24 protein-coding genes are annotated in these 22,882 nt (G+C 48.6%); 7 read left to right on the forward strand and 17 right to left on the reverse strand.

Translation table 11 applies throughout. The features are described from left to right. Positions 1-58: 58 nt before the first annotated feature. The 6 genes from treC to KNO95_RS14525 form a co-directional block, all read right to left on the reverse strand. Positions 59-1,693 carry an alpha,alpha-phosphotrehalase gene (gene treC, locus KNO95_RS07080; protein WP_214703383.1) on the reverse strand — a complete coding sequence of 545 codons (1,635 nt, stop codon included), beginning with the start codon at positions 1,691-1,693 and terminating at the stop codon, positions 59-61. Positions 1,694-1,774: 81 nt separating this feature from the next. After that, entirely contained in the window at positions 1,775-3,223 is a 1,449-nt protein-coding gene (gene treP / locus KNO95_RS07085; protein ID WP_214703382.1) for a PTS system trehalose-specific EIIBC component, read from the reverse strand. Positions 3,224-3,424: 201 nt separating this feature from the next. Continuing rightward, positions 3,425-4,135 (reverse strand): trehalose operon repressor, encoded by a 711-nt coding sequence (treR, locus tag KNO95_RS07090; RefSeq protein WP_026825377.1) that lies wholly within the window; start codon positions 4,133-4,135, stop codon positions 3,425-3,427. A 45-nt stretch (positions 4,136-4,180) separates the two neighbouring features. Further along, positions 4,181-5,029 carry a DegV family protein gene (locus KNO95_RS07095; protein ID WP_026825376.1) on the reverse strand — a complete coding sequence of 283 codons (849 nt, stop codon included), beginning with the start codon at positions 5,027-5,029 and terminating at the stop codon, positions 4,181-4,183. 95 nt (positions 5,030-5,124) lie between these two features. Then, positions 5,125-5,817, reverse strand: coding sequence for a response regulator transcription factor (locus KNO95_RS07100; protein ID WP_026825375.1), 693 nt, complete (start codon positions 5,815-5,817; stop codon positions 5,125-5,127). Positions 5,818-5,839: 22 nt separating this feature from the next. Beyond that, a complete protein-coding gene (locus KNO95_RS14525) occupies positions 5,840-6,964 on the reverse strand; it encodes a sensor histidine kinase (RefSeq protein ID WP_214699597.1) in 1,125 nt (374 codons plus the stop codon). Positions 6,965-7,142: 178 nt separating this feature from the next. Between KNO95_RS14525 and KNO95_RS07110 the strand changes: the two genes are divergently transcribed. Beyond that, positions 7,143-7,784, forward strand: coding sequence for a YigZ family protein (locus KNO95_RS07110; protein WP_214878521.1), 642 nt, complete (start codon positions 7,143-7,145; stop codon positions 7,782-7,784). 41 nt (positions 7,785-7,825) lie between these two features. After that, the gene (locus KNO95_RS07115) at positions 7,826-8,833 is read left to right on the forward strand and encodes an LCP family protein (RefSeq protein ID WP_026825372.1); all 1,008 of its coding nucleotides are present in this window, start codon (positions 7,826-7,828) and stop codon (positions 8,831-8,833) included. A gap of 41 nt (positions 8,834-8,874) precedes the next feature. Here the strand turns inward: KNO95_RS07115 and KNO95_RS07120 are convergent, their stop codons facing one another. From KNO95_RS07120 to KNO95_RS07145, 6 genes are all read right to left on the reverse strand, one after another. After that, complete coding sequence (locus tag KNO95_RS07120) at positions 8,875-9,927, reverse strand: glycosyltransferase family 4 protein (RefSeq protein WP_026825371.1); 1,053 nt, start codon at positions 9,925-9,927, stop codon at positions 8,875-8,877. A 123-nt stretch (positions 9,928-10,050) separates the two neighbouring features. Further along, positions 10,051-10,458: a Rok-like winged helix domain-containing protein gene (locus tag KNO95_RS07125; RefSeq protein WP_214703378.1), complete on the reverse strand. Its 408-nt coding sequence runs from the start codon at positions 10,456-10,458 to the stop codon at positions 10,051-10,053. A 217-nt stretch (positions 10,459-10,675) separates the two neighbouring features. Continuing rightward, complete coding sequence (gene pgmB / locus KNO95_RS07130) at positions 10,676-11,341, reverse strand: beta-phosphoglucomutase (RefSeq protein WP_214703377.1); 666 nt, start codon at positions 11,339-11,341, stop codon at positions 10,676-10,678. A gap of 200 nt (positions 11,342-11,541) precedes the next feature. Next, positions 11,542-11,877 (reverse strand): Asp23/Gls24 family envelope stress response protein, encoded by a 336-nt coding sequence (locus KNO95_RS07135; RefSeq protein ID WP_026825368.1) that lies wholly within the window; start codon positions 11,875-11,877, stop codon positions 11,542-11,544. A 75-nt stretch (positions 11,878-11,952) separates the two neighbouring features. Beyond that, positions 11,953-13,008 (reverse strand): acyltransferase family protein, encoded by a 1,056-nt coding sequence (locus KNO95_RS07140; RefSeq protein ID WP_214703376.1) that lies wholly within the window; start codon positions 13,006-13,008, stop codon positions 11,953-11,955. 18 nt (positions 13,009-13,026) lie between these two features. After that, positions 13,027-13,581: a hypothetical protein gene (locus tag KNO95_RS07145; RefSeq protein WP_214878524.1), complete on the reverse strand. Its 555-nt coding sequence runs from the start codon at positions 13,579-13,581 to the stop codon at positions 13,027-13,029. A 251-nt stretch (positions 13,582-13,832) separates the two neighbouring features. Here KNO95_RS07145 and KNO95_RS07150 point away from each other — a divergent pair, with 251 nt between their 5' ends. Further along, positions 13,833-14,321, forward strand: coding sequence for a hypothetical protein (locus tag KNO95_RS07150; protein ID WP_214703374.1), 489 nt, complete (start codon positions 13,833-13,835; stop codon positions 14,319-14,321). A gap of 5 nt (positions 14,322-14,326) precedes the next feature. Here the strand turns inward: KNO95_RS07150 and KNO95_RS07155 are convergent, their stop codons facing one another. Together KNO95_RS07155 and KNO95_RS07160 are read right to left on the reverse strand one after the other, a co-directional pair. After that, complete coding sequence (locus tag KNO95_RS07155; protein WP_214703373.1) at positions 14,327-14,926, reverse strand: alpha/beta hydrolase; 600 nt, start codon at positions 14,924-14,926, stop codon at positions 14,327-14,329. Continuing rightward, positions 14,923-15,867: a VOC family protein gene (locus KNO95_RS07160; RefSeq protein ID WP_214703372.1), complete on the reverse strand. Its 945-nt coding sequence runs from the start codon at positions 15,865-15,867 to the stop codon at positions 14,923-14,925. Before KNO95_RS07160 ends, KNO95_RS07155 begins: the two co-directional genes overlap by 4 nt. Positions 15,868-15,984: 117 nt before the next feature. Between KNO95_RS07160 and KNO95_RS07165 the strand changes: the two genes are divergently transcribed. The 3 genes from KNO95_RS07165 (at position 15,985) to KNO95_RS07175 (ending at position 18,548) form a co-directional block, all read left to right on the forward strand. Then, complete coding sequence (locus KNO95_RS07165; protein WP_026825362.1) at positions 15,985-16,875, forward strand: ABC transporter ATP-binding protein; 891 nt, start codon at positions 15,985-15,987, stop codon at positions 16,873-16,875. Then, positions 16,865-18,058 carry an ABC transporter permease gene (locus KNO95_RS07170; RefSeq protein WP_214699615.1) on the forward strand — a complete coding sequence of 398 codons (1,194 nt, stop codon included), beginning with the start codon at positions 16,865-16,867 and terminating at the stop codon, positions 18,056-18,058. Before KNO95_RS07165 ends, KNO95_RS07170 begins: the two co-directional genes overlap by 11 nt. 64 nt (positions 18,059-18,122) lie before the next feature. Then, positions 18,123-18,548 (forward strand): hypothetical protein, encoded by a 426-nt coding sequence (locus tag KNO95_RS07175; protein WP_026825360.1) that lies wholly within the window; start codon positions 18,123-18,125, stop codon positions 18,546-18,548. A 69-nt stretch (positions 18,549-18,617) separates the two neighbouring features. On the opposite strand, the gene KNO95_RS07180 is transcribed toward KNO95_RS07175, so the two are convergent. Both KNO95_RS07180 and KNO95_RS07185 read right to left on the reverse strand, forming a co-directional pair. Then, positions 18,618-19,217 carry a helix-turn-helix domain-containing protein gene (locus KNO95_RS07180; RefSeq protein WP_214878526.1) on the reverse strand — a complete coding sequence of 200 codons (600 nt, stop codon included), beginning with the start codon at positions 19,215-19,217 and terminating at the stop codon, positions 18,618-18,620. A 91-nt stretch (positions 19,218-19,308) separates the two neighbouring features. Next, complete coding sequence (locus KNO95_RS07185; protein ID WP_214703371.1) at positions 19,309-19,809, reverse strand: PTS sugar transporter subunit IIA; 501 nt, start codon at positions 19,807-19,809, stop codon at positions 19,309-19,311. Between the two features lie 208 nt (positions 19,810-20,017). Between KNO95_RS07185 and KNO95_RS07190 the strand changes: the two genes are divergently transcribed. Further along, positions 20,018-21,712: a M3 family oligoendopeptidase gene (locus tag KNO95_RS07190; RefSeq protein ID WP_214878528.1), complete on the forward strand. Its 1,695-nt coding sequence runs from the start codon at positions 20,018-20,020 to the stop codon at positions 21,710-21,712. Between the two features lie 33 nt (positions 21,713-21,745). Here the strand turns inward: KNO95_RS07190 and KNO95_RS07195 are convergent, their stop codons facing one another. Continuing rightward, positions 21,746-22,813, reverse strand: a complete 1,068-nt coding sequence (locus KNO95_RS07195; protein ID WP_214878531.1) for a DUF389 domain-containing protein — start codon at positions 22,811-22,813, stop codon at positions 21,746-21,748. Between the last annotated feature and the right edge of the window lie 69 nt (positions 22,814-22,882).

The following is a 22,882-nucleotide window of genomic DNA, read 5'->3' on the forward strand; positions in this document are numbered from 1 at the left end:
AGCACAACTTATCTCCTTCACACAAATAGGACCCGACAAAAAAGTCAGGTCCCATCTGTTATTTCTGTTTGTAGAACATGATCGCCTCGTACGGGCGAAGGGACAACGTCGTCCCGTCGAGCTCAGGCACGTCGTAGTTGTGACTGACGACGTTCACCCGCTCGAACCCTTCCGGAATCGTGTACGTCGTTTCGGTTCCATAGAAGTTTGCGACGACGAGGAGCTCCTCGCGGTCGGTCTTCCGTGTATATGCCCAAACGTCTAGCGAATCATGGGTAAGGAGCGTGTAGTCCCCGTCCGTCAAGACGTCAAGTTCTTTTCGTAACGCAATCAAATTCTTGTAGTGGTAGAATACCGAGTTTTTATCATGTAATGCCGCTTCGACGTTCACGTCTTTATAGTTCGGCGCCACGTTGATCCACGGGGTACCATTCGTGAAGCCGGCATGCGTCGTCGCATCCCACTGCATCGGCGTCCGCGAGTTGTCGCGTGACTTCTGTTTGATGGCTGCCATCATGTCTTCATGTGACACGCCTTCCTCACGCTTCAATTTATAGTTATTGAGCGTCTCGATGTCCCGATACTCGTCAAGCGAGTCAAAGCCAGGATTCGTCATCCCGATTTCTTCTCCTTGATAGATGTATGGCGTCCCTTGGAGTCCGTGAAGTACCGTAGCGAGCATTTTGGCACTCTCGATACGGTGATTCGTGTCGTTCCCGAAACGGCTGACGACGCGTGGTTGGTCGTGGTTACACCAGAAGATGGCGTTCCACCCTTTTCCGTGCATCCCGCGTTGCCACGTCGACATGATGTCTTTCAACTGAATGAAATCAAACGGGGAGGCGACGAACTTCTCACCGTTCGGATAATCGACTTTCAAGTGGTGGAAGCTGAACGTCATGCTGAGCTCGTTCTCGTCCGGGTTTGAATACCGTACACAGTGATCGAGCGTCGTCGACGACATCTCCCCGACCGTGATGACGTCATGACCGTCAAACACTTCACGGTTCATCTCTTTCAAATATTCATGGATGCGTGGACCGTCCGTATAGAACTTCCGCCCATCCGACTCGTCTTCCGGGAAGTCCTGCTCTTTTGAAATCAGGTTGATGACGTCGAGACGGAATCCTTTGATTCCTTTTTCGCGCCAAAAACGCATCATCTCATAGACGTCCTCGCGCATCTGTTCGTTCTCCCAATTTAAGTCGGCTTGTGTCACATCGAACAAGTGGAGATAGTATTGTCCGCTCTTTTCATCATATTCCCACGCGTTCCCACCGAACTTCGACTCCCAGTTCGTCGGTTCATCGCGCCAAATATAATAGTCTCGGTACCGTTCGTCTCCCGACAATGATTTTTGGAACCAAACATGTTCGGTCGACGAGTGATTGACGACGATGTCCATCATGAGGCCGATGCCCCGCGCCTCCGCCTCACGGATCAGTTCGTCGAGGTCTTCCATCGTTCCGTACGACGGGTCAACGGCATAGTAATCACTTACGTCATAGCCGTTATCGTGTTGAGGTGACTGATAGACAGGCGTCATCCAAATGTATTCGATGCCGAGCTCTGCCAAGTAATCTAGCTTTGCCGTCACCCCTTTAATCGATCCGGTCGCATTCCCTTCCGGACTGTAAAAGCTTTTCGGGTAAATTTGATAGACGACTGATTTGCGCCAATTTTTCTGTGTCATAGACGACATCTCCTTTTGTAAGAGTTTTCATTTCAATAAGAAAGAGGGAAGAACTGCCGTCCCTCCCTCCCGAATCATTTCTTATGCGACTTTGTTTTCTTCGATTTCACCCTTCTTCATGTAGCGTTTCGACAAGACGAATGTGAGCGCGAACGGTACGATGATCGCGATGAACATGCCGACGATGAAGAGAAGGATTTTATCTGTGAAGATCGAGAGGAATCCTGGGAGTCCCCCAACACCGATGGCGATTGCTTGAACGTCATTCAATGTGATGAAGATTGCCGCGATTGCCGACCCGATCATCGCTGAGTAGAACGGGAATTTATGCGGCAAGTTGACCCCGAACATGGCCGGCTCTGTGATACCGAAGTATGCAGAGATCGCTGAAGTCGATGCCATACTCTTTTGTTTCGCATTGTGCTTGTAAACGAAGAACATAGCGAGTGCGGCAGAACCTTGCGCGATGTTTGAGAGGGCGATCATCGGCCAGATGAATGTACCGCCTGTATCCGCGATCAACTGAAGGTCGATGGCGATGAATAAGTGGTGCATCCCTGTGACAACGAGCGGTGCGTAGAACAACCCGAAGAGGAGTGCCCCGACGACCGGTACGGCTTCAAACGTGTTGACAAGTCCTGTTGCGATCAAGTTACCGATTCCACGAGTGATCGGTCCAACGATTGCGAGTGCGAGGAATCCAGTGACGACGATTGTCGTGATCGGAACGACCAAGAGCTGAATCGCGTTCGGCACACGTTTTTTCAAGAACATCTCGATTTGACTCAAAATATATGCAGCGGCGAGGACCGGCAAGATTTGACCTTGATAGCCGACTTTCTCAATTTCGAAAAGTCCTAGGATATCAAACGTTGGTACTTCGCCTTCAAGTGCTGCTGTCCCGTAGCCCCATGCGTTCAAGAGGTCCGGGTGAACGAGCAAGAGACCCATGACGATCCCGAGTACTTCGCTACCACCGAATCGTTTCGTCGCCGACCATCCGACGAGTGCCGGTAAGAAGACGAATGACGTGTTCGCCATCATGTTGATGAGATCCCAAAGTCCTTGTAAGTTCGGATATGCCTCGATGAGCGTCTGTCCGTCGATGAAGAGACCTTCTGAAGCGAGTAGGTTGTTGATCCCCATGAGGAGACCGGCTACGATGATGGCTGGAATGATTGGCATAAAGACGTCAGAGAAGACTTTGACGAGTTTTTGAAGCGGATTCATTTTTTTGCCACCTGCAGATTTGACCTCGGCGACCGTTGCCGCCTCAAGACCGGCGAGCTTGATAAATTCAGCATAGACGCGATCGACATCACCGGCTCCGATGACGATTTGATACACGCCAGAGTTCTCGAACGCCCCTTTGACGAGATCGATTTCTTTCACACGTCCCTCATCGACTTTCGACTGGTCTTTGAGGGAGAGACGAAGACGTGTCACACAGTGAGCTGCCTTGTCTACATTATCTTTGCCACCGATTGCTTCTAAAATGTCAGCGGCAATTTGACGATAGTCTGCCTTCATGTTCATAGTCCTCCTTTGTTTGAAAACTGCTTATGAAAACGGTTACTTATGATTACAAACAAAGTATAACTTATCTATATAAGTTAAGTCAACAACTTATCTATATAAGTTTTGATGAACGTCATTCGACAAATATTCATGTGAAAAATTCCCTTGCTCACACTCGTTCAAACAAAAAACCTCCTTCTATTCGAAAGAGGTTTACCGACGGGCGACGTCACTGAACTGGAACTTGTCCAATCGGTGGCGCGACTCCGTATATTCAAATTGTTGCCCTTCATATAAGAACGTATCGTTCGTGATGACGATGACGTATTCATAGTCATGCAAGTCGAGTCGCTCCCGGTCAAGTTCCGTCACGTCCTCGGCCGCAATCTTCCGTTTGGCATAACTGATTTGTTGATCGAGTTCCCGTTCGATGTATCCATAAATGGAACGGGCTGCAATCTCTTCTGTCAATCCCGGAACGAGGTCTTTGACAAAATAATTGATGTCTAAGATCACGTTCTCCCCATCAAAGTTTCGGACCCGTTCAATGCGAAACACGTGAGTCCCCGGTGTCAGGTTCATTCGTTCGGCGAGCCAGGGCGGGGCCTCCATCTCTTCGAACGAGGCGACGTGGGTTTGGATGGAACGACCTAGCATACTTGCATATATTTCCGAGAAACTGACGATACCGTTGAATTGAAACTCGATTTGATCCCGCTTCAACACGAATACGCCTTTCCCGTGATGCTTCCTTACGTACCCGTTCTCCTGCAACAGATCGAGTGCCTTACGGACTGTCCCCCGACTGGCTTCGAATTGATACATCAACTCTGTCTCAGATGGGAGTTTTGAGTCTGCCGGTCTCGTGCCGTTACGCATTTCTTCTGCCAGACGCTCAAATATTTGGCGATATTTCGCCATCACATTCCCTCCTCCATTGAAAAAGACGACCTTAGACGGTCGTCTCTATTACCATTCGCGACGATACCAAGTGATGCCGATTGCACCAGGTCCAAGGTGCGTCCCGATGACAGGACCGAAATGGCTTCCCGAGATGTGTGCTTTTGGAAACTTCTGCTTCATCGAAGCGATTTCGTCCGCCTGACGTTCCGGACAATTGGCATGGATGATTCCGATGCAATATCCTTCGCCATCTCCGACAATCGACTCATCCATCATTTCTTCGATTCGTCGTACTGCTTTCTTATACGTCCGAATCTTTTCAAACGGGACGATTGATTTATCTTGAAAGTGAAGAACCGGTTTGATTTGTAAGAACGAACCGACGAGTGCTTGCGCCGCGCTCAACCGTCCACCACGCTGTAAATGATCGAGGTCATCTACGACAAAGTATGCGCGAATCGAATCACGAACCGTCTCGAGTCGCGCGATGATTTCTTCCGGTGTCGCACCATTGTCACGGAGGTGCAATGCCTCTTCGACAAGAAACGCTTGCGGCATACATGAGATCTCCGAATCAAACGCATGAACGGTTACATCTACCATATTATTTATCGCAATCATCGCCTGGTATGTTCCGCTAATGCCACTCGAGAGTGTGATGGCGATCACGTCCGTCACATCATCCGACAAGTTCTCGATCAACTCGACCGTCTCACCGATGACCGGCTGCGACGTCGTCGGTAAATTGCCCGCCTCGATACGCTCATAAAACGCCTCGGTCGACATATCGATCGACTCACGGTACGACGCGCCATCGAAGATGACACTGAGTGGTGCGACATGGACGTCATGCCGCGCCAAAAAATCATCCGACAAGTAGGCGGTACTGTCGGTTAAAATCGCAATGTTTCCCATACTATATCCTCACTTTACGTCGTTTCATTTTTCCAATTATGTTAGGATTCCATTCCATATTGTAACACAAAAACGAAGTAAAGCATCGGTGACGCTCAAATCTCGACCCAACCCCGACGAATCGCATCCACGACGGCTTGTGTACGGTCGTTCACGTCCATTTTACGAAGGACGGAGGAGACGTGGTTTTTGACCGTCTTCTCACTAATAAAGAGCATGTCACTGATATCCCGGTTCGATCGGCCATCAGCGAGAAGGTGTAATACCTCGACCTCACGACGTGACAACAGTTGATACACAGGGTCATCTGTTCGACTCTCGACCCCACGACCCGCTTGTTCTCCTTTGAATTGTAAGAGACGACGGTACTCTTTTAAAACGTTCGTCGTCACTTTCGGATGAAGATAAGCCCCATCCCGAGCGACGGCACGAACCGCTGAAATCAGCTCTGTCGATGCCACTTCTTTTAGTAAGAACCCAGAGGCCCCCGCTTCGAGCGCATGCGTGATATATGACTCATCATCGTGAATCGAGAGGATGAGGACACGTGTCTCCGGCGAAAGGAGTGAGAGTTGCTTCGTCGCCTCAATCCCATTCATGTCCGGCATGTTGATATCCATAATCAGAATCTCCGGTTTCTGCTCACCTGCAATGCGAACTGCTTCGCGACCCGTCCGCCCTTCTGCGACAACCTCAAATTCATCCTCTAAATCAAAAATCCGCTTCAATCCCTCGCGGAACAGTTCGTGATCATCCACGATTGCTATGCGTGTCTGTGTCAAATCCATGTTTGTCTTCCCCCTTGTTCTCTCACGGAATCGGAATCGACATTCGGACAACTGTCCCCTTGCCGACTTCCGAGTCGATGGTGATACTCCCGTTCACCAATTCAATTCGTTCGCGCATCCCGACAATCCCAAATGATTCTTCGCCAATCGTGCTCGGTTCAAACCCGATACCATAGTCACGGACATGAAGATGGATCACATCGTTCCCCTGTTCGACATTGACGATAATCTCTGACGTCTTAGCATGCTTAATCGCATTTTGTACCGCTTCTTGCACGAGACGGAATACGTTGATTTCTAGCTTCTCAGGCAAACGTGCGCGTGACCCACGATAGTTAAGACGCGTCTTAATGGCCGTATACTCCTCTGTTTGATGGAGATAGCGCTCGAGCGTCGGCAAAAAACCTAAATCATCAAGTGACATCGGACGTAAATCATAAATCAAGCGACGGACATCGACGAGTGCGCCACGAATCAACTTTTTAAGTTCATGTAATTCGGCAAATGCCTCGTCTTTCCCTCGTTTGTCAAACGTCTTTTCGATCAAATCGGCACGAATCAAAATATGGGCAAGCGATTGCGCTGGGCCGTCGTGCATCTCGCGGGCAAGATGGCGCCGTTCGCGCTCGGCTGCTTCGAATACACCGAGGGCCATCTCTTGTTTTTTCATCATGTCCGAATACTCTTGCTGCAGGTCGTCTCGTAAAAAGTTCAAGACGACGCTAACACGACCGATCAATTTTTCGGCACGTTCAATCGTGTCCTCTAAGATGAGTAAACGGCGCTCTAAATCGTTACGACGCTGCTGGGCCGCCATTTCTTCTTTTTGGACGAGAAACCGTTCAAGTTGCATTTGATTCGCTCGTTCGTACGCATCGCGTATTTCTTGCTCACTATGTATATGAAACTTCTTGCTGACTTGAACGAGCTTTGACTTTGCAGCTTTTACGAGTCTGTCGAGTCGATCGGACTCCTCGATGTAGAACTCGATTTTATCCGTCAATTCTTTCAACTCATTTTGAATTGCTGAATATTCAGTTGCTGAACTTTCGGTTATACGGACGATTTCCTCTTTACTTTCCGTCACCGTTTCAATCATATTTGTTATGATATGTTCTAAAGCTGTCCGATCGGTAATATGATTCACGATGCCATCCCCTAATAGTTCGGTAGTTAATCCTCATCTATCCTTATATATCGTCGTTTGAAATCAGGTTTACAGCGGTAATGATAGATCTTCTATAAACCCATTCGCTATGTAAAGCGTATGTGCCTACTTGAATTCTAAAAAAAATATTTAAAAATAGAAAGGAGAATTTTCAGAAATGTCTACTGAGTCAAATTATACTATAAAACAAAGTGGAACATACGAAGTCCTTATTCAAAAATCAAAATTTATCGCTCACTTCAAACGTGTCGAATCCGAAGAAGAGGCCCAAGCGTTCATTCAAAGCATCAAAAAAGAGCATTGGAATGCGAACCACAATTGTTCAGCTTACATCATCGGTGAAAGGAACGAGCATCAAAAAGCAAATGATGATGGTGAACCGAGCGGTACAGCGGGCTTGCCGATGCTCGAAGTATTGCGTAAACGACATCTAAAAGACACAGTCGTCATCGTCACACGATACTTTGGCGGAATAAAGTTAGGCGGTGGCGGTCTCATTCGGGCGTATGGTGGGACCGTTAGCGAAGGGTTAGACGTGATCGGAATCGTCGAGCGCTTGCAGATGCAACAATTGACACTCACTGTCGACTATACATGGATCGGCAAAGTCGAACATGAGTTGAGACAGTCCACATACTTGCTCGATGACATCGTCTACGCCGACCTGGTCACGTTTCATGTCTCAGTACCCGTGGAAGAGACAGATAAGGCGCTCGCTTGGATGACGGATATAACAAATGGTCAAGGTAAGCTACAAACCAACGATAAACGCATCATCGAACGTGATTTCAAACGCTGAAACACCTATACTAAAAGAAACAACTGAAATGAGGAAACAACATGGACACACCCCCACGCAAGAAAAAATCACCTTGGAAAGTCGTCCTCATCGTGTTGGGTGTCGTATTGTTAATCGGTGGTTCCGCTTTCGGGTATTTTGTCTTCAAAGCGAATGAAACCGCCGAAAATACGAACAAGGAGTTGGAGCGCGGCGACAAGTCAGAGCGTCGCGAAGAAACCATCGACTTGACGAAAGACCACTTCTCCGTCCTACTAGCAGGGGTCGATGGCGGCGCCTCGCTCGAGGAAGGACGAAGTGACTCCTTGATGGTGGCGACGTTCAACAAAGAGTCGCGCCAAGTGACGCTCGTCAGTATCCCTCGCGACTCGTACGTCGATATCATCATCGACGACAATGACCCTTTTAAAGACAAGATTAACCACGCTTACGCTTACGGTGGTATCGACGCGACGATTTCGACCGTCGAGAACTTGCTCGACATCCCAATCGACTACTATGCGACCATCAACTTCGATGGCATCGAAGATTTGGTCGATGCGGTCGGCGGTGTTGAAATCGACGTACTCATACCGATTTCAGGACAAGCGACCGGAAACGTCGAGTTAGAACCGGGCGTCCAAGTCCTAAACGGAAAAGAGGCACTCGCATACGCTCGTATGCGAAAACAAGATCCTGCCGGTGACATCGGCCGAGCAGGTCGACAGCAACAAGTGATTGAGGCCATCATCAACGAGGCGACGACAATCAACTCTTTCACGAAGTTGAACCGGATCATGAACGCAGTCGGCGAGAACATCCGAACGAATATGTCATTATCGGAAGCCTCGCAACTCCAACCTTATGTAAAATCTCTCAAGTCTTTCAATCGTGAAACGCTTGAAGGGACCGACTTGACGTTGAACGGTGTCTATTATTATGAACTCGACCCCACCGACCTTCGTGATGCACAAGCCCTCCTCCAAACCGAACTGGGGATGCCTGTCACCGCAGACGAACCGGAAACAGATGAAACAGACGACTCCATGACTGAGACAACGACGTACTAAAAACAACCATGAGTATCGCTAAGCGACCACTCATGGTTGTTTTATGTTCTCGAGCGACCAAGTAGTCGCCGTGACGTGCGGATAATCGGTTTATAATTGGGATGAATTAATTCTGTCGATTCAACAATCAATTCGATGACAATCAAGACTACGATAAATGTGATGACGGCGCCAAGCATCGTTGTCTTGGCAAACAAGATTGACGAGATTCCAAAGAATAAGGTCATTCCGTACATGAGCAAGACAGCTTGACGTGTCGTGAAGCCCATGTCGATCAACTGGTGGTGCATATGTGATTTATCCGGTGACATCGGCGGTCGACCTTGGACGAGTCGACGTACAATCGCAAAAATCGTATCCGAGATGGGTAACCCAAGTAACAAGACCGGGACGACGAGTGAGAACAAGGTTACGTTCTTAAAACCGATGAGTGAGAAGACAGCAAGCATATATCCGAGAAATAAGGCTCCCGTATCTCCCATAAAAATCTTTGCCGGATAAAAGTTGTGGACGAGAAAACCGAGCGTACTTGCAAGTAGCAGCAATGCCATCATCGTCAAGTAGACGTTCCCTTGAATGATTGCCAATACAGCAATCGTTCCGAGGGCGATGCTCGACACACCTGCGGCGAGCCCATCGAGCCCATCGATCAAGTTGATCGCATTGGTGATCCCAATCAACCAAAGGACCGTGACCGGAATACTCCATGACCCGAGATATAGTTGCTGATCAAACGGAAGATTGACGAGTTCGATGCGCATCCCCGAGTTCAAGACGATGACCGTCGCAATCATTTGCCCCATCAGCTTCACGCGAGCCGACAACTGGAACCGGTCATCAATCAGTCCTGTAAGGAGAATGACAACGGCCCCGATCAAGATGGCGTCGTTATAGCGGCTTGTCGGAAGTAACAAGGCATAGCCGATGAAGAATGCGATAAAAATCGCGAGACCACCGATACGTGGCATCGTCCGTAAATGTACTTTTCGTGCGTTCGGATGATCGACCGCACCTATAAAAAATGCGAATCGGCGAACGAGCGGTGTAATCAAGATGGCCATCACAAAACTGACCAACATGGCAATCCATAACATGGGCCGACAGTTCCTCTCTCAAAAAAATAAGACTCTGGCGAATTATATCATATTTTGAATCGATGGTTTGATATCAGTCCGTTTACAACAAAAGCCGATGGGGCGTGCCCCATCGGCTGTACATTATGAAAGTGTCGCGGCAACTTCTTCTTTTGGTTCGTATGTATAAAGACCGCGTCCGATTTTTTTGATCTCTGGATTCACGCCTTCAATTTTCACCATCAATTGGTAAATATTGCTGATGTGATGACGGTAGCGAAGTTCAAGCTCCATCTGAATATCACGCACGCTCATCGTTTGACGTTCCTTTAAAAGGTCGGTTACTTGATGAACATATACTTCAAGAGGATATCGTTGATTGACACGTCGTGGTCGTAGGCGTTTAGACGCATCAGCCGTTGAGTCTTTTTCTTCTCGTTCTCGACTCAATTCTGCAATCAAATATTCAGCACGTCGCTGTAACTGACGATATGATTCTTCGATTTCCATCAATTCTCGATAAATATGCTCGTTGACATTCGTAGATTCCATACACAAATCCCCTTCTACATCCAATTATAATGAGAAATTCCCTATTTTAAATCAAGAATTCCTAATAATCCCTCTATATCTTCTATAAAAGTGTAACGGATTTGTAATGTGTTTGTCATCACTTTTTGGGCAAAATTGTCTATTTAGGACTTTTGGCTCAAAAAAGACGGCGACTGTTCGGGGCAGTCGCCGTCTCACGGAAGATGATTGTAGTCATTTACACGTGAACACGTTCGAGAATGCGTTCGAGTGAAAGTTCGTCAGTAGAGGCCACGATGAGGTCTGCATGACCAAGCATCGATTCTTCTCCAACGGCGACAGCAAACATATTTGCCGCTTTGATTGCAGTTACGCCGGCAGCCGCATCTTCAACGCCAATGGCGAGTTCGGGTTTCACGCCAAGGGCAGAAGCGGCCTTCAAAAACACTTCGGGGTGTGGTTTCGACTGGGCGACAGTTGCTGCATCGACAATATGATCGAAGTAATGACGGACACCTAGTGCGTCAACGACCGCAAATGCGTTCTTTGAAGCTGAAGCCATTCCGATTTTAAGTCCCGCCTCTTTAATTTCATCGAGGAATGAAACAATGCCAGGAAGAAGATCGTCTGATGAGATATGTTGAATGAGTTCAACGTAATGCTCGTTTTTCTTTTGTGCGAGTCCGTCCTTCTCTTCCGGTGTAAAATCGTCCTGTTTCCCGCCGAGCGTAAGAATCCGCTCAAGCGACTCGGTCCGACTCACTCCTTTGAGTGTTTCGTTGAATTCGCGGTCAAAAGGAATTCCGAGCTCTTCTCCGAGTTGCTTCCAAGCGAGGTAATGGTACTCTGCCGTGTCAGTAATGACACCATCTAAATCGAAAATCACTGCTTCAATCGTTGACATACTTGCTTTCCGCCTTTCCTTCAAATGCTTGTGTCGTCAGACTACATTTAGGGAACTTGACAAGTACCCGTTGCACGTTTGGTCAATGATGCAAACGGTTGCACTTGTTCGATTTCTATTATAAATGAAAACGTTCTCTTGATGCAACCGATTTCGCAAAAATCAAAAAAGAGGAGAGCTTCAAGGCTCCCCTCTCCTGATTACAGCTGAATCCCGACGACTTTCACGTTGACGGAACGTGGTGTCATCGCAAGCATCGTGTCCATGTCCTGTGTGATGCGCTCTTGAACCGATGTCACCGTCTTAATGATCGATTGCCCGTAGGCGATGTAAAGCGACAAGTTGATGGTGATACCTTCTTCTGACTCGTCCACTTTCACATGCTTCATGAGCGAACGCTCTGACAACTTCGTATCTTCTTGTGTGAAAGACACGTGTTTCGTTTCTTTAACTGCGACTGCGGCAATCATTTCAACGACGTGACGCGATACGTTCACGTCGCCTTCTGTGCTGTGCATTCCATTTTCATACGGCATAAGGGTCACTTCCTTAACTCTAATTTCGTTTCTTCTCTATAAAGTGTAGCGGAAATGAAGCATTTAGAAAAGACTTTACCCTTTTACACCTTTTGTATTCTGTATCCGCTTCACGTCGATTTCGACGAGGGGACGCAAGAGACGGACCATCGGCGGACTGATAATTACAAGGACCATCACGAAAGCGACTCCAAACAAGACGAGTAATTGTTGCCAAGATGTCGGCATGAACCCTGCAGGTACGAACGCTTTCCAAGCGACAACAAAGAACACGTGAACGAGATACACATACAAGCTATATCGTCCGGCACGCGAGAAAATCGGGAGTCTTCGACCAGGAATGATGAGTGCGAAACTGATTGACATGAGTAACGATACCGTGTAGACGATCAAAAAGGCGAACGGTCCACCCCACATCGCTTCAGGCACGGCCGTGTCATAAGCGAAACGGAACTTGAACAAATTCCCGATATGATAGAACGTATCGGATTGTTGGACACGCATTGAGATCAAGAGCCCGACCGTAAGCATGAAAAATATGATTGCCCCACCAATCCGGTAACGGTTCCGTTGCTCTGCCCGTTTCGGCAATTCAAAGAAGTTGAGCGTATTTCGTTCGGACATCCAGTTGCCGATTAAAAAGAACGGATAGAACATGATGACTTTCCTTAATGCGAAGTAGCCCGTCGCCTCGGCTTGAAACCCGAAAAGAAGCGCAAACAAGAGTGCGTATAACACGTATCCTTTCAATTGTGTAACGTACGGAGTAATAATGTACCAGAAGACAATTGCCATCAAATACCAGAGCGCCCAGTACGGTTTCAAGAGATTCAGTCCTGGATTCTCGAGCGAGAATATGGAAATCCCTTCTGTGAAGGCGAACCATGACCCTAGAATGACTTGCCAAATGACATAGACGACAAACAACTGGATTACACGCAAATAACGGTTCTCTCGATAAAAGTAACCGCTGAGCATGATGAATAGCGGCATGTGGAACGTATATAAGAACAGATATACCCACTTTGGAAGGATGTCATCGTAAACACCGCGAACATCGGTCAATAAGTGGCCGAACACGACGAGCAGGACGAGCACACCTTTAATATTGTCATACCAATAATTTCTCATAACATTCCCTCTAGTTCTCTAATCGATATTTTCTTTTGTCCATGCTTTTTGACGCTCCCAAAATGCAAGGATTTGTTCACGTTCATGAATCGGGATCTCATTGAGCAACTCGTCAACTTGATCTTTTATTAAATAGAGCGTATAAGGATCTTCCTTCATTCGCTTAAGTAGCTTATCAAACTCTTTGAAATAGACTTCGAGCTCTTTCGGGGCACTCACCTCTAGCAACTCACCCATCTGTTCAACGTAAGGGCTAAAATAAATCAAATAAAAAATCCGTACGCCTTCCGTGAAGGCTGGTTCCTTGAAATATTCTGCCTGTTTGACGATGGCAGCCCCTTTCTTTAGGAGTGTCAAATTGTTTGAACCGTATGAGGCACGTTCTCCTAAACTTACGATGTCACGTCTGAGCTGATTCATGACATCCCCTTCAAATTCTTCAATGAAATAACCATTCAACGTCGTCTTCACCTCGGCATGTTGTTTATAAAGACTGACGACGAGTTCAATCAGTTCCTCTTGAGTAAATGATTTCAACTCATTTCTCAGTTCTCCGACCTTCATCTTCTTCACTTCATATCACCTCATCAAAATTTCCCTTACCTATCATAATCGATTCCTACGCAGAGTGAAATTACGTTTCAACAAAATTTTCATGTCTTCACTGTCATCATTCCCACAATTCGCTGAATGCAAGCCGAAACGTCAAAAAATCCTCAAGATTCAACATGTTGTATGCGTATTCAAATAGACGGGATTGGGTACAGTATAGTATAGTGGTGTTACTAAATATTCAGAATATTCTAATAAAGGAGGTGGAGAGAATGGCTTCGATCATCCGGAATCGACATCATATGGTACACGATCCGAAACGTTCATTCTCTAATTTCGGGTTCTGGTGGTTCGTCAGCATCTTTTCCGTCGGCTTACTCATTGTCGCCTTTGAATCGGTCCGTAATGGGTTCTCTGCCATTCATCCTGTATTGTCTAGCATGGCTTTCCTCGGTCTCACGTTCGTGCTCGGTGTCTGTGCCAAATTGGTCCGTGACGTCTGGTGGCTCAATTATTTGCTTGAGCGCACTCAAAACCGCTACTTATACATCGGCGGTGACACACTCCAAACTTGGCAGTATACGCTCGACTCGATTTGGCTACTCACGCGCACCTCACAAAAAAAGCTCGGCCGATTGTATATCCAAATCGACCGAACCGTACGTGCTGAGGAAGCGAAACGTTTATTCGCCGCCTATTTGATTGACCGAGGTGTCCTCGTCGTCTACTCTCGTCCGAACAAACCGAAAAAAATGGCTTGAACGACTTAGTCGAGGTAAGTGGCAATCCACGTCCGTGCCGCCTCGACTTCTTCCATGCGAAGTTCATGTCCACCCGAGTGATAGAAGAGCTCGACGTCTGCTCCCGCGCTACGGAGCGTCGTTGTCAGCTCTTCTGTTTCTGCCTTCGGACAAATCGGATCACGCTCTCCCGCTGAGATGAATACGTTCCTCCCTGTCAAGTCAGGGAGCGTCAACGAGCGGTCCGGTACCATCGGATGGAACAAAAGAGATGCGGTAAACGCCGGGGCGCGGTAAAGTGCCGAGCCAATCAAGTTCGCTCCATTTGAATAGCCGATTGGAATCATCTTGTCCCGGTCAATCCCATATTTTGTCGCCGCCTCGTTCAAAAAGCTTAAGAAGCGCTCTGTTTGCTTCTTTAAATCTTCTAAGTCGAGCACCCCTTCTGCGTGACGACGGAAGAAACGGGACATCCCGTTTTCAATGACATCTCCTCGAAGTGTCAAGATGTTCGCCTCTGTCGACAATTCTTTCGCGAGTGGGATCAAATCTTGCTCGCTTCCTCCTGTTCCGTGCAACAAGACGAGCGTCGTCTCTTTCGTTCCTTGAATGAATTGATGAATCATATTCGTTCTCCTTTCGGTAGTTTAATGGTTGGCAATGTACGAGAGATGTGGTCCCGTTTTTCTTCTAGCCATGATGGCAAACGAAGCGTCTCACCGAGTGAATCGATCGACTCGTCCACAGTGAATCCAGGTACGTCCGTCGCAAGTTCGTGCAGGATGCGTCCGGCATCATGGAAATAGACGGAGCGGAAATAGTTACGTTCCTTCACCTCGGTCGGTCTTAGCCCAACGTCAAAGATCGCATCTTGCCATGTCGGATACTGTTCACCGTCCGCAACGCGCCAAGCGATGTGGTGAACCGTTCCCGTGCCTGGGACCCCGTTCGATAAAATCGTCTTCTTCACATCGATGACGTTCGCGTAATCGGCTGACCCGATCAGACGGACCCATTCCCCATCTTCTGCGACCCGTTCAAAACCTAACAGTTCGATCAACAGACGAACGGTCTCGTCCGGATCCTTTGACAATAACGTCGCGCCGGCGAATCCGACGATCGCCTCATCCTTTGTGATTCCTTCGACGACCCAACGTGTCTGTTTCGAGCTTGGTCTCGCGACGAGCTCGACGACGAGTCCATCCGGGTCCTCGAACAACAGAGACGCCTCATCAAACCGTTCTGTGGCGACGGTCGCAATCCCGTGCTGTTGTAGTCTTTCTTCCCAGAACGGTAAACTTCCTGCCGGCACGAGATAGGCCGTCACACCGACCTGTCCGCTCCCGACCTGCCCTTTCCCTAACCCTGAGATTGGGAAGAACGTGATGACCGTACCAGGCATGCCGACCTCATCCCCAAAATAGAGATGATACGTGCCTGGGTCATCAAAGTTGACGGTCTGTTTCACGAAGCGGAGACCGAGGACTTCTCCATAAAAATCAAGCGTGCGTTGCGGATCTTGTACCATCGATGAGATGTGATGGATCCCTGTAGACTGCGTGTTCATTGTCATCCTCCTTTTATTATCTTGATTTCAAGATAAATCATTGACCAGAAAAAGTGAAACTTTTTGCTCATAGTGGCGTACGATAAGAGAAGAGACATCTTAAGGAGGTAGATGAACATGGCATTACATATCGAACGAGTCACGAAAGAGTTCGGTGACTATACAGCAGTCGACGATCTCACCTTTCGTGTCCCACAAGGTGAAATGTTTGGATTGCTTGGTGCGAACGGTGCCGGCAAGACGACGACGTTCCGCATGATTCTCGACATCTTGAAGCCGACCGATGGAAATATCACGTGGAACGGCAAAGCGGTCGACCACCGCATCGTCGGCTATTTGCCCGAAGAACGAGGATTATATCCGAAGTCACAGGTGCGCGAACAGCTCGTCTTTCTCGCTAGCTTAAAAGGGATGCGTGGAAGTGAGGCCAAACGTGCGGTCAAGTCGTGGCTTGAACGCCTCGAGATTCCCCAGTATGAGACGATGCGCGTTGAACAACTCTCAAAAGGGAATCAGCAGAAGATTCAGCTCGTGGCCGCCCTGCTCCATAACCCTGAACTCGTCATCTTAGACGAACCGTTCAGCGGACTTGACCCGGTCAACGTCGAGATTCTGAAGCGTGAGGTGCTCGCATTGCGTGACGCCGGGACGACCATCGTCTTCTCGAGCCATCGAATGGAGCATGTCGAAGAACTGTGTCAACATGTCGGCATCTTAAAAGGCGGACGTGCCGTCGTGAGCGGCGACGTTCCGACCATCAAGTCGCGCTACGCTGAGCCGGCCCTTTTCATCGAGACAGACCAGATTCAAGTACTTGAATCGCTTCCTGTCGTCGAAGCGATCGAACCATACAAGTCCGGTCACTTAGTTCGTCTGCATTCATTCGAAGACAGCGATGCCGTCCTGTCGACACTCGTCCGCCATCAAGCGAATGTGAAGACGTTCATGCGTCAGCCCGTATCGCTCAATGACATCTTTATTAAGGAGGTCGGACAGCATGTTTCATAATTTTGGACCGCTCTATGCGTTCACACTCAAATCTAGAGTCCGTTCGAAGGCATTCCTCATCTCGACGGCTTTGACGATCCTGTTCATTTTCGCGTTCACGAACATCGACCGCATCATGTCTACGTTTGAGGACTCCGAGCAGGCGAGCGCTCTCGTCGTTTCGGAGAACACGGAACTCGTCGATACGATGCAGTCCCTCGGTTATGAAGATGTTGCCACGAGTGACATCACCGAGGAAGAGGCTCGTGCCGGTATTAATGACGGAGAATACGGTGTCGTCGCCTTTGTTGACGGATACGATGCCCGCGTCATCTCTGAACGTCCGGAGCAGGAATTCACCGCCCTCTTGCAAACGTCGTTGCAACAGTTGCGAAATGCGGAGCTAATTGAGTCATCCGATGTCGATCCGGCGGTCATCGCTTCTCTCAGCGAACCGATCCAACTCGACGAATCGTACCTCGGACGCGGTGGAGAAAACTCGGATGAGCTCCTCTCGTCCTCTGCACTCGTCTACGTCATGTTGATGCTCCTTTATATTTCCATCATCACGTATGGGTCGATGATTGCGACAGAGGTGACGACAGAGAAGTCGTCACGTGTCATGGAGCTCATCATCTCGACGACCCATCCGGTCACGCATATGCTTGCGAAAGTGACGGCCATCGGGACGCTCGCCCTCATCCAAATCGGGATCTTCCTCGGATTCGGTTATGTGAGTGCGAGTGGCAGTGAGCTGGCATCAACCGTCATCGAAAACGCCGGGAACGCACGGGCCGTCATCTATTTACTCGTCTTCTTCTTGCTCGGGTACTTGTTATACGCATCGCTTTTCGCCGTCCTCGGTTCACTCGTCAGTCGAGTCGAAGAGTCACAACAGATGGTCATGCCGGTCATCATGCTCCTCGTCGCAGCATTCCTCGTCGCAATGTTTGGGTTGAACAATCCGGATGCGACGATCGTGACAATCCTCTCGTTCGTCCCATTCTTCACACCGATGCTCATGTTCCTTCGGGTCATGCTCGTCGATGTGGCGGTTTGGGAAGTGGCGCTTTCCATCGGATTACTGGTTGGAACAATCGGCGTCACATTGTGGATCGGCTCGAAATTCTATCGTGGCGGTGTCTTGTTCTACGGTACGAACGCCATTAAACAATGGAGACAAATATTACAAAACCGTCAATAACGTTTACAGCAAATTCGTTTTCGTTTACTCTAAAGAATGTGCAAAATGAGGAGGAAAACGAACTATGCGATCACGATTACTCGCAGCCTTAATCTTTACGTTTATGACGACGCTCACGACGTTCATCTGTTACACCGTTTTCTTAGACGCGGATGCGTTATGGCAAATCCTGCTTGCGTATGCAGGCAGTACGTTCATCGGTACGCTCGCGTTTTGGTATCCGGTCAGCAGACGTTCACAGACGTCCCGCTTCGGTGGCGCATGGATCGGCATCATGATTACTGCAACGACACTCATTGGCTTCACCGTCATCCGCTTCACATTCCGCGGGGACGCAGCAGCATTGCTCGACTGGCAGACGATGCTGGCGAGTCTTGCCTACACATTCGGTTACGTCGGATGGGTGCTCACAATCTTGAATATCGTGCTCGGTTTCTTACTAGCCGGCACACGTCCGAAAGTACGCTACGAAGCGCGTCCGATGCGCTGATGCATAAAAGTGACCAGGAATGTCCTGGTCACTTTTTTAGTTGCCACAAAAATTGTAGATATCCTACGATCATTGCAATTTATAGGATTTGTCCACGACACCGTACTCTGCGTATTGGAACGAGTTGTCCGAGAATTGTTCGGGAACGAGTCGCTCTACATATCTGGCGAATGGGACGATGTGGCGCATCGAATCATGAGAACGTCCAAGGTCGAGTACCGCATTGACTAGTGCCTCAAGCGCATGGTGAGACGTCGGCTCTTCGTCTTCTTCGAAGAGCCGCTGCAACTCTTCTTCATGCATCAAGTCAAAGATGCGCATCCGCTCCTCGATCTGCCGTTGCATCTCTTCGACGGACTTGCCGTGCATCGCCTCTTCATAGGCGAGCTTCATCTGTTCAAGTTCCGGCACTTTTCCCCGCATTAACACTTTGAGCGACTCGCCCGTCCAAATGTGACGAGCTAAATAATTCGAATCAATCTGTAAAGTTTCTGCGAGCGCCTCTATGTAAGGCATGGTCGGATACACTTCACTCAGTTCAGTGCGACGAATAAAGTAAGGTGCCACGCCGATTCGTTCCGCAAGCGTTTCAATCGACAACCCGGCCCGCTCTCGCAATATTCGAATCCGGTCCCCATATCCTCGGTACGGTGCATTTTTTCCATCCATCTCATTTCCCCCTCTCCTCTCTTTTATTATAATTCCCGTATTCACAAAAAAATACTCGGAAGCATGAGCTCCCGAGTGATCAATCGTTTTCTTATTTCTTCGTCAATTCTACGACTTCTGAAGATCCAGCTGTCACTGTATCGCCTTCTGCGACAAGTTTGTTCACGCCGAAGCTGTCATGGTTCGTGATGATGACCGGAGTAATTGTTGATGGAGCGTTCGCTTTGATGAAGTCGAGGTCGAACGTGACGAGCGGGTCACCTGCTTTGACAGCTTGTCCTTCTGTGACGTGCGTCTCGAAGCCTTCGCCTTTAAGGTTTACCGTATCAAGACCGATGTGAATCAAGTACTCCGCACCGTTGTCCGCATTGATACCGATTGCGTGTTTCGTCGGAAATACTGTTGCGATTGTTCCGCTGACCGGTGAGACGACTTTACCTTCTGTCGGCTCGATTGCGATTCCGTCACCCATCATTTTTTGCGAGAATACTTGGTCCGGTACGTTCGTGATGTCGATGACCTTTCCTGTAAGCGGTGAAACCGCGTTGAGTTGTTCTTCTTTACCACCAAATAGTTTTTTAAAGAATCCCATAGCTTAATCCCTCCAACATGTTCTATTGAATCGAAGTCTTACCTTTTATACCCGAAAAGCTAAAACTTCAATCCCTACCTTATAAACGGTATAGTGGTAATAAGGTAGTGCGAAATCGTTTTACACATCGTAAGAATACGAGTGTGCAATCGCTTTTGCAAGCCCTTTTTACACTTTGTAAAAATTTCACACGATGGAGGCGCTTACAATGACGACTTTCACAAAATTGTCATATGAACGACCCGACTTGGACGCTCTGAACAGCAGATTGTCGGACTATTCTGCCGAATTACAGCAAGCGAGTACACTCGAAGAAGCGAACGAACTCATTCGCCAAATCAACAAGGAACGTAATGACTTTGAAACACAAAGTCAACTCGTCGCGATCCGACACTCGGTCGATACACGCGATACTTTTTATGAGGAAGAACAATCTTTCTTTGACGATGCACTTCCCGTCTACGAGAAAGAAATCCAAGTGTACTACCGTGTCTTGACGAACCACGAGCTTCGCACTGAACTCGAAGCCGAATGGGGCAGTCAATTATTTTCTCTCGCCGAGCGTGCGCTCGAGACGTTCGAGGAGTCGCTCATCCCGAAACTGCAAGAAGAGAACCGTCTCGCGACGACCTATCAAAAAGTCATGTCAGCGGCACAGATCGAATTTGACGGCAAGACGCTCAACCTGTCACAGTTCGGTCCGTATCTTCAGTCACCAGACCGCGATGTCCGAAAAGCAGCATCCGTCGCCCGCTATACATACCTCTCAGACAACGGCGACGAGCTCGACCGCATTTACGGCGAACTCGTACGTGTGCGTACAGAAATCGCTCACGCGCTTGGCTTCCCGTCGTTCGTTGAGCTAGGCTATGCGCGTATGCAACGTGTCGGATATGACGAGTCGATGGTCGACAACTTCCGCAAGCAAGTTCGTGATGTCATCGTACCGCTCGCTTCCGCTTTGAAAGAAAAACAGGCGAAACGAATCGGTGTCGACCACCTCTATTACTACGATGAGTCGTTCGTCTTCCCGGACGGTAACGCGACACCGCAAGGGGACGAGTCGTTCATCATCGAAGGTGGGAACAAGATGTACCGTGAGCTCTCAAATGAGACAGACGAGTTCTTCCAATACATGCAGGAACGCGGCGCCCTCGATTTGACGGCGAAACCAGGTAAATCTGGCGGTGGCTATTGCACGTACTTACCGTCTGAAGGACTTCCGTTCATCTTCTCAAACTTTAATGGAACTGCCGGGGATATCGACGTCCTCACGCATGAAGTCGGTCACGCCTTCCAAGTGTATGAGAGCCGTCATTTGACGACTCCGGAATACGCCTTCCCGACGTACGAGGCGTGCGAGATTCACTCGATGTCGATGGAGTTCTTCTGTTGGCCATGGATGGAGCTCTTCTTCGGCGACCAAGTCGACAAGTATAAGTTCAATCACTTGGCCGGTAGCATGACGTTCCTTCCATATGGCGTGCTCGTCGATGAGTTCCAACACGTCGTCTATCGCAACCCAGAGATGACAGCAGCTGAGCGTCGTCAAGCATGGCGCGATTTAGAGAAGGTCTATCTCCCGCACCGCGATTATGAGACGAACGACTATCTTGAGTCTGGCGCATGGTGGCACCAACAAGGCCACATCTTCCAAAGCCCGTTCTACTATATCGACTACACGCTCGCACAAGTGTGTGCGTTCCAGTTCTGGGTGCGCATGCATGAAGACCGCGAAGCGGCATGGAGCGATTACCTCACGCTCTGTCAGGCAGGCGGAAGCCGCTCGTTCCTCGAACTCGTTGAACTGGCGGGTCTCAAGTCTCCGTTCGCAGACGGCGTGTTGAAAGAAACGATTGATCAAATCGAAGACTATCTCTTGAAACATCCGCTCGCGAACTAACGAGCAAGACCATCGAAAAAAATCGATGGTCTTTTAGTTTGGATTGATTTCGTTCTGCAGTTCGAACGGCAAGTCCTCCAAATCGATTTGACGGCTGTCGAACAAGTTGAATTGTTGCAGGCGGCTTTCTAAATATTTTTGAAGCAGCTCGGCTACCCTCTCTCCGGACAACCCGTTCAAATCTGGCACTTGCGTCACGGAGAGTTCAATAGTGCGAAGCCCGTAGTCCGGCAGGCGCGATTCGATTTCGGCAAGCTCCTCTTCGGTCAACCGTTTCCCCGTCGTCGTCACGAGAAGCAAATCATCATCTTCCTGGTAGTCCTGACTGATGATAATGGCGTCTGAGAACTCGTTCTCGACAAAATTGTTGATCCCGGTCCGGATGATGCTGTCTTGTACGAGTGTGGTCGCGGAAGCAATACTCGGCAGGACGATTAGAACAGACAGTCCGATCAAAAGACGATTAACCTTTTTATGGTTCACATCCTGCTTGGTCAATTCCTGTGAAATGCCCATGAACTTGACCCCGATGAACGTGGCGATCGCGATAAACGAACAGTTGATGATAAAGAGATAGCTCGAACCAATCAAATAATCAAGGTTACGTGTCGCAATCGAATACCCGACTGTACAGAGCGGGGGCATAAGCGCTGTTGCAATGGCGACACCCGGGACGATATTGTTGCTCATTTTCTTTTGCGCCCCGATAATCCCTGCAGTCCCTCCGGCAAATGCGATGATGACATCCCAAATCGTCGGTTCGGTCCGTGCGATGATTTCATTACTCGCATACGTGATGGGAGAAATCGCGAAATAGATTGTAGCGACCGTCAGACTGACCGCGACTTGAACGAGAAGCAGACGTATCCCTGCCCGTAGCAGTTTCATATCATAAAGTGAGAGGGCAAGACCGATACTTAAAATCGGCGTCATGAGAGGTGAAATCAACATCGCCCCGATAATGATGGGGATCGAGTTCATGTTTAATCCGATAGACGCGATAAAAATCGAGCACATCAAAATAACCGAATCACTCGGCCGCACTTTCAAATTCGAGTACATCTTCTCTTTGAACTCTTCCGCGGTAAACGTCTGTTCCATTCTGTTTTCAGCTCCCTTGTCGTATCAGTCTCCTCTACACAAGCAAGTCCTTCCTTTATTTACCCGCAA

Origin of the sequence: Exiguobacterium sp. ERU653 (genome assembly GCF_018617775.1) — a bacterium.
GTDB classification, from domain to species: domain Bacteria; phylum Bacillota; class Bacilli; order Exiguobacteriales; family Exiguobacteriaceae; genus Exiguobacterium; species Exiguobacterium marinum.

Coding starts and splice junctions, on each gene's coding strand:
- treC (WP_214703383.1), bottom strand. CDS start 1,693: ATGACACAGAAAAATTGGCGCAAATCAGTCGTCTATCAAATTTACCCG.
- treP (WP_214703382.1), bottom strand. CDS start 3,223: ATGAAGGCAGACTATCGTCAAATTGCCGCTGACATTTTAGAAGCAATC.
- KNO95_RS07095 (WP_026825376.1), bottom strand. CDS start 5,029: ATGGGAAACATTGCGATTTTAACCGACAGTACCGCCTACTTGTCGGAT.
- KNO95_RS07100 (WP_026825375.1), bottom strand. CDS start 5,817: ATGGATTTGACACAGACACGCATAGCAATCGTGGATGATCACGAACTG.
- KNO95_RS07110 (WP_214878521.1), top strand. CDS start 7,143: ATGTCTACTGAGTCAAATTATACTATAAAACAAAGTGGAACATACGAA.
- KNO95_RS07115 (WP_026825372.1), top strand. CDS start 7,826: ATGGACACACCCCCACGCAAGAAAAAATCACCTTGGAAAGTCGTCCTC.
- KNO95_RS07120 (WP_026825371.1), bottom strand. CDS start 9,927: ATGTTATGGATTGCCATGTTGGTCAGTTTTGTGATGGCCATCTTGATT.
- KNO95_RS07125 (WP_214703378.1), bottom strand. CDS start 10,458: ATGGAATCTACGAATGTCAACGAGCATATTTATCGAGAATTGATGGAA.
- pgmB (WP_214703377.1), bottom strand. CDS start 11,341: ATGTCAACGATTGAAGCAGTGATTTTCGATTTAGATGGTGTCATTACT.
- KNO95_RS07135 (WP_026825368.1), bottom strand. CDS start 11,877: ATGCCGTATGAAAATGGAATGCACAGCACAGAAGGCGACGTGAACGTA.
- KNO95_RS07140 (WP_214703376.1), bottom strand. CDS start 13,008: ATGAGAAATTATTGGTATGACAATATTAAAGGTGTGCTCGTCCTGCTC.
- KNO95_RS07150 (WP_214703374.1), top strand. CDS start 13,833: ATGGCTTCGATCATCCGGAATCGACATCATATGGTACACGATCCGAAA.
- KNO95_RS07155 (WP_214703373.1), bottom strand. CDS start 14,926: ATGATTCATCAATTCATTCAAGGAACGAAAGAGACGACGCTCGTCTTG.
- KNO95_RS07160 (WP_214703372.1), bottom strand. CDS start 15,867: ATGAACACGCAGTCTACAGGGATCCATCACATCTCATCGATGGTACAA.
- KNO95_RS07165 (WP_026825362.1), top strand. CDS start 15,985: ATGGCATTACATATCGAACGAGTCACGAAAGAGTTCGGTGACTATACA.
- KNO95_RS07170 (WP_214699615.1), top strand. CDS start 16,865: ATGTTTCATAATTTTGGACCGCTCTATGCGTTCACACTCAAATCTAGA.
- KNO95_RS07175 (WP_026825360.1), top strand. CDS start 18,123: ATGCGATCACGATTACTCGCAGCCTTAATCTTTACGTTTATGACGACG.
- KNO95_RS07180 (WP_214878526.1), bottom strand. CDS start 19,217: ATGGATGGAAAAAATGCACCGTACCGAGGATATGGGGACCGGATTCGA.
- KNO95_RS07185 (WP_214703371.1), bottom strand. CDS start 19,809: ATGGGATTCTTTAAAAAACTATTTGGTGGTAAAGAAGAACAACTCAAC.
- KNO95_RS07190 (WP_214878528.1), top strand. CDS start 20,018: ATGACGACTTTCACAAAATTGTCATATGAACGACCCGACTTGGACGCT.
- KNO95_RS07195 (WP_214878531.1), bottom strand. CDS start 22,813: ATGGAACAGACGTTTACCGCGGAAGAGTTCAAAGAGAAGATGTACTCG.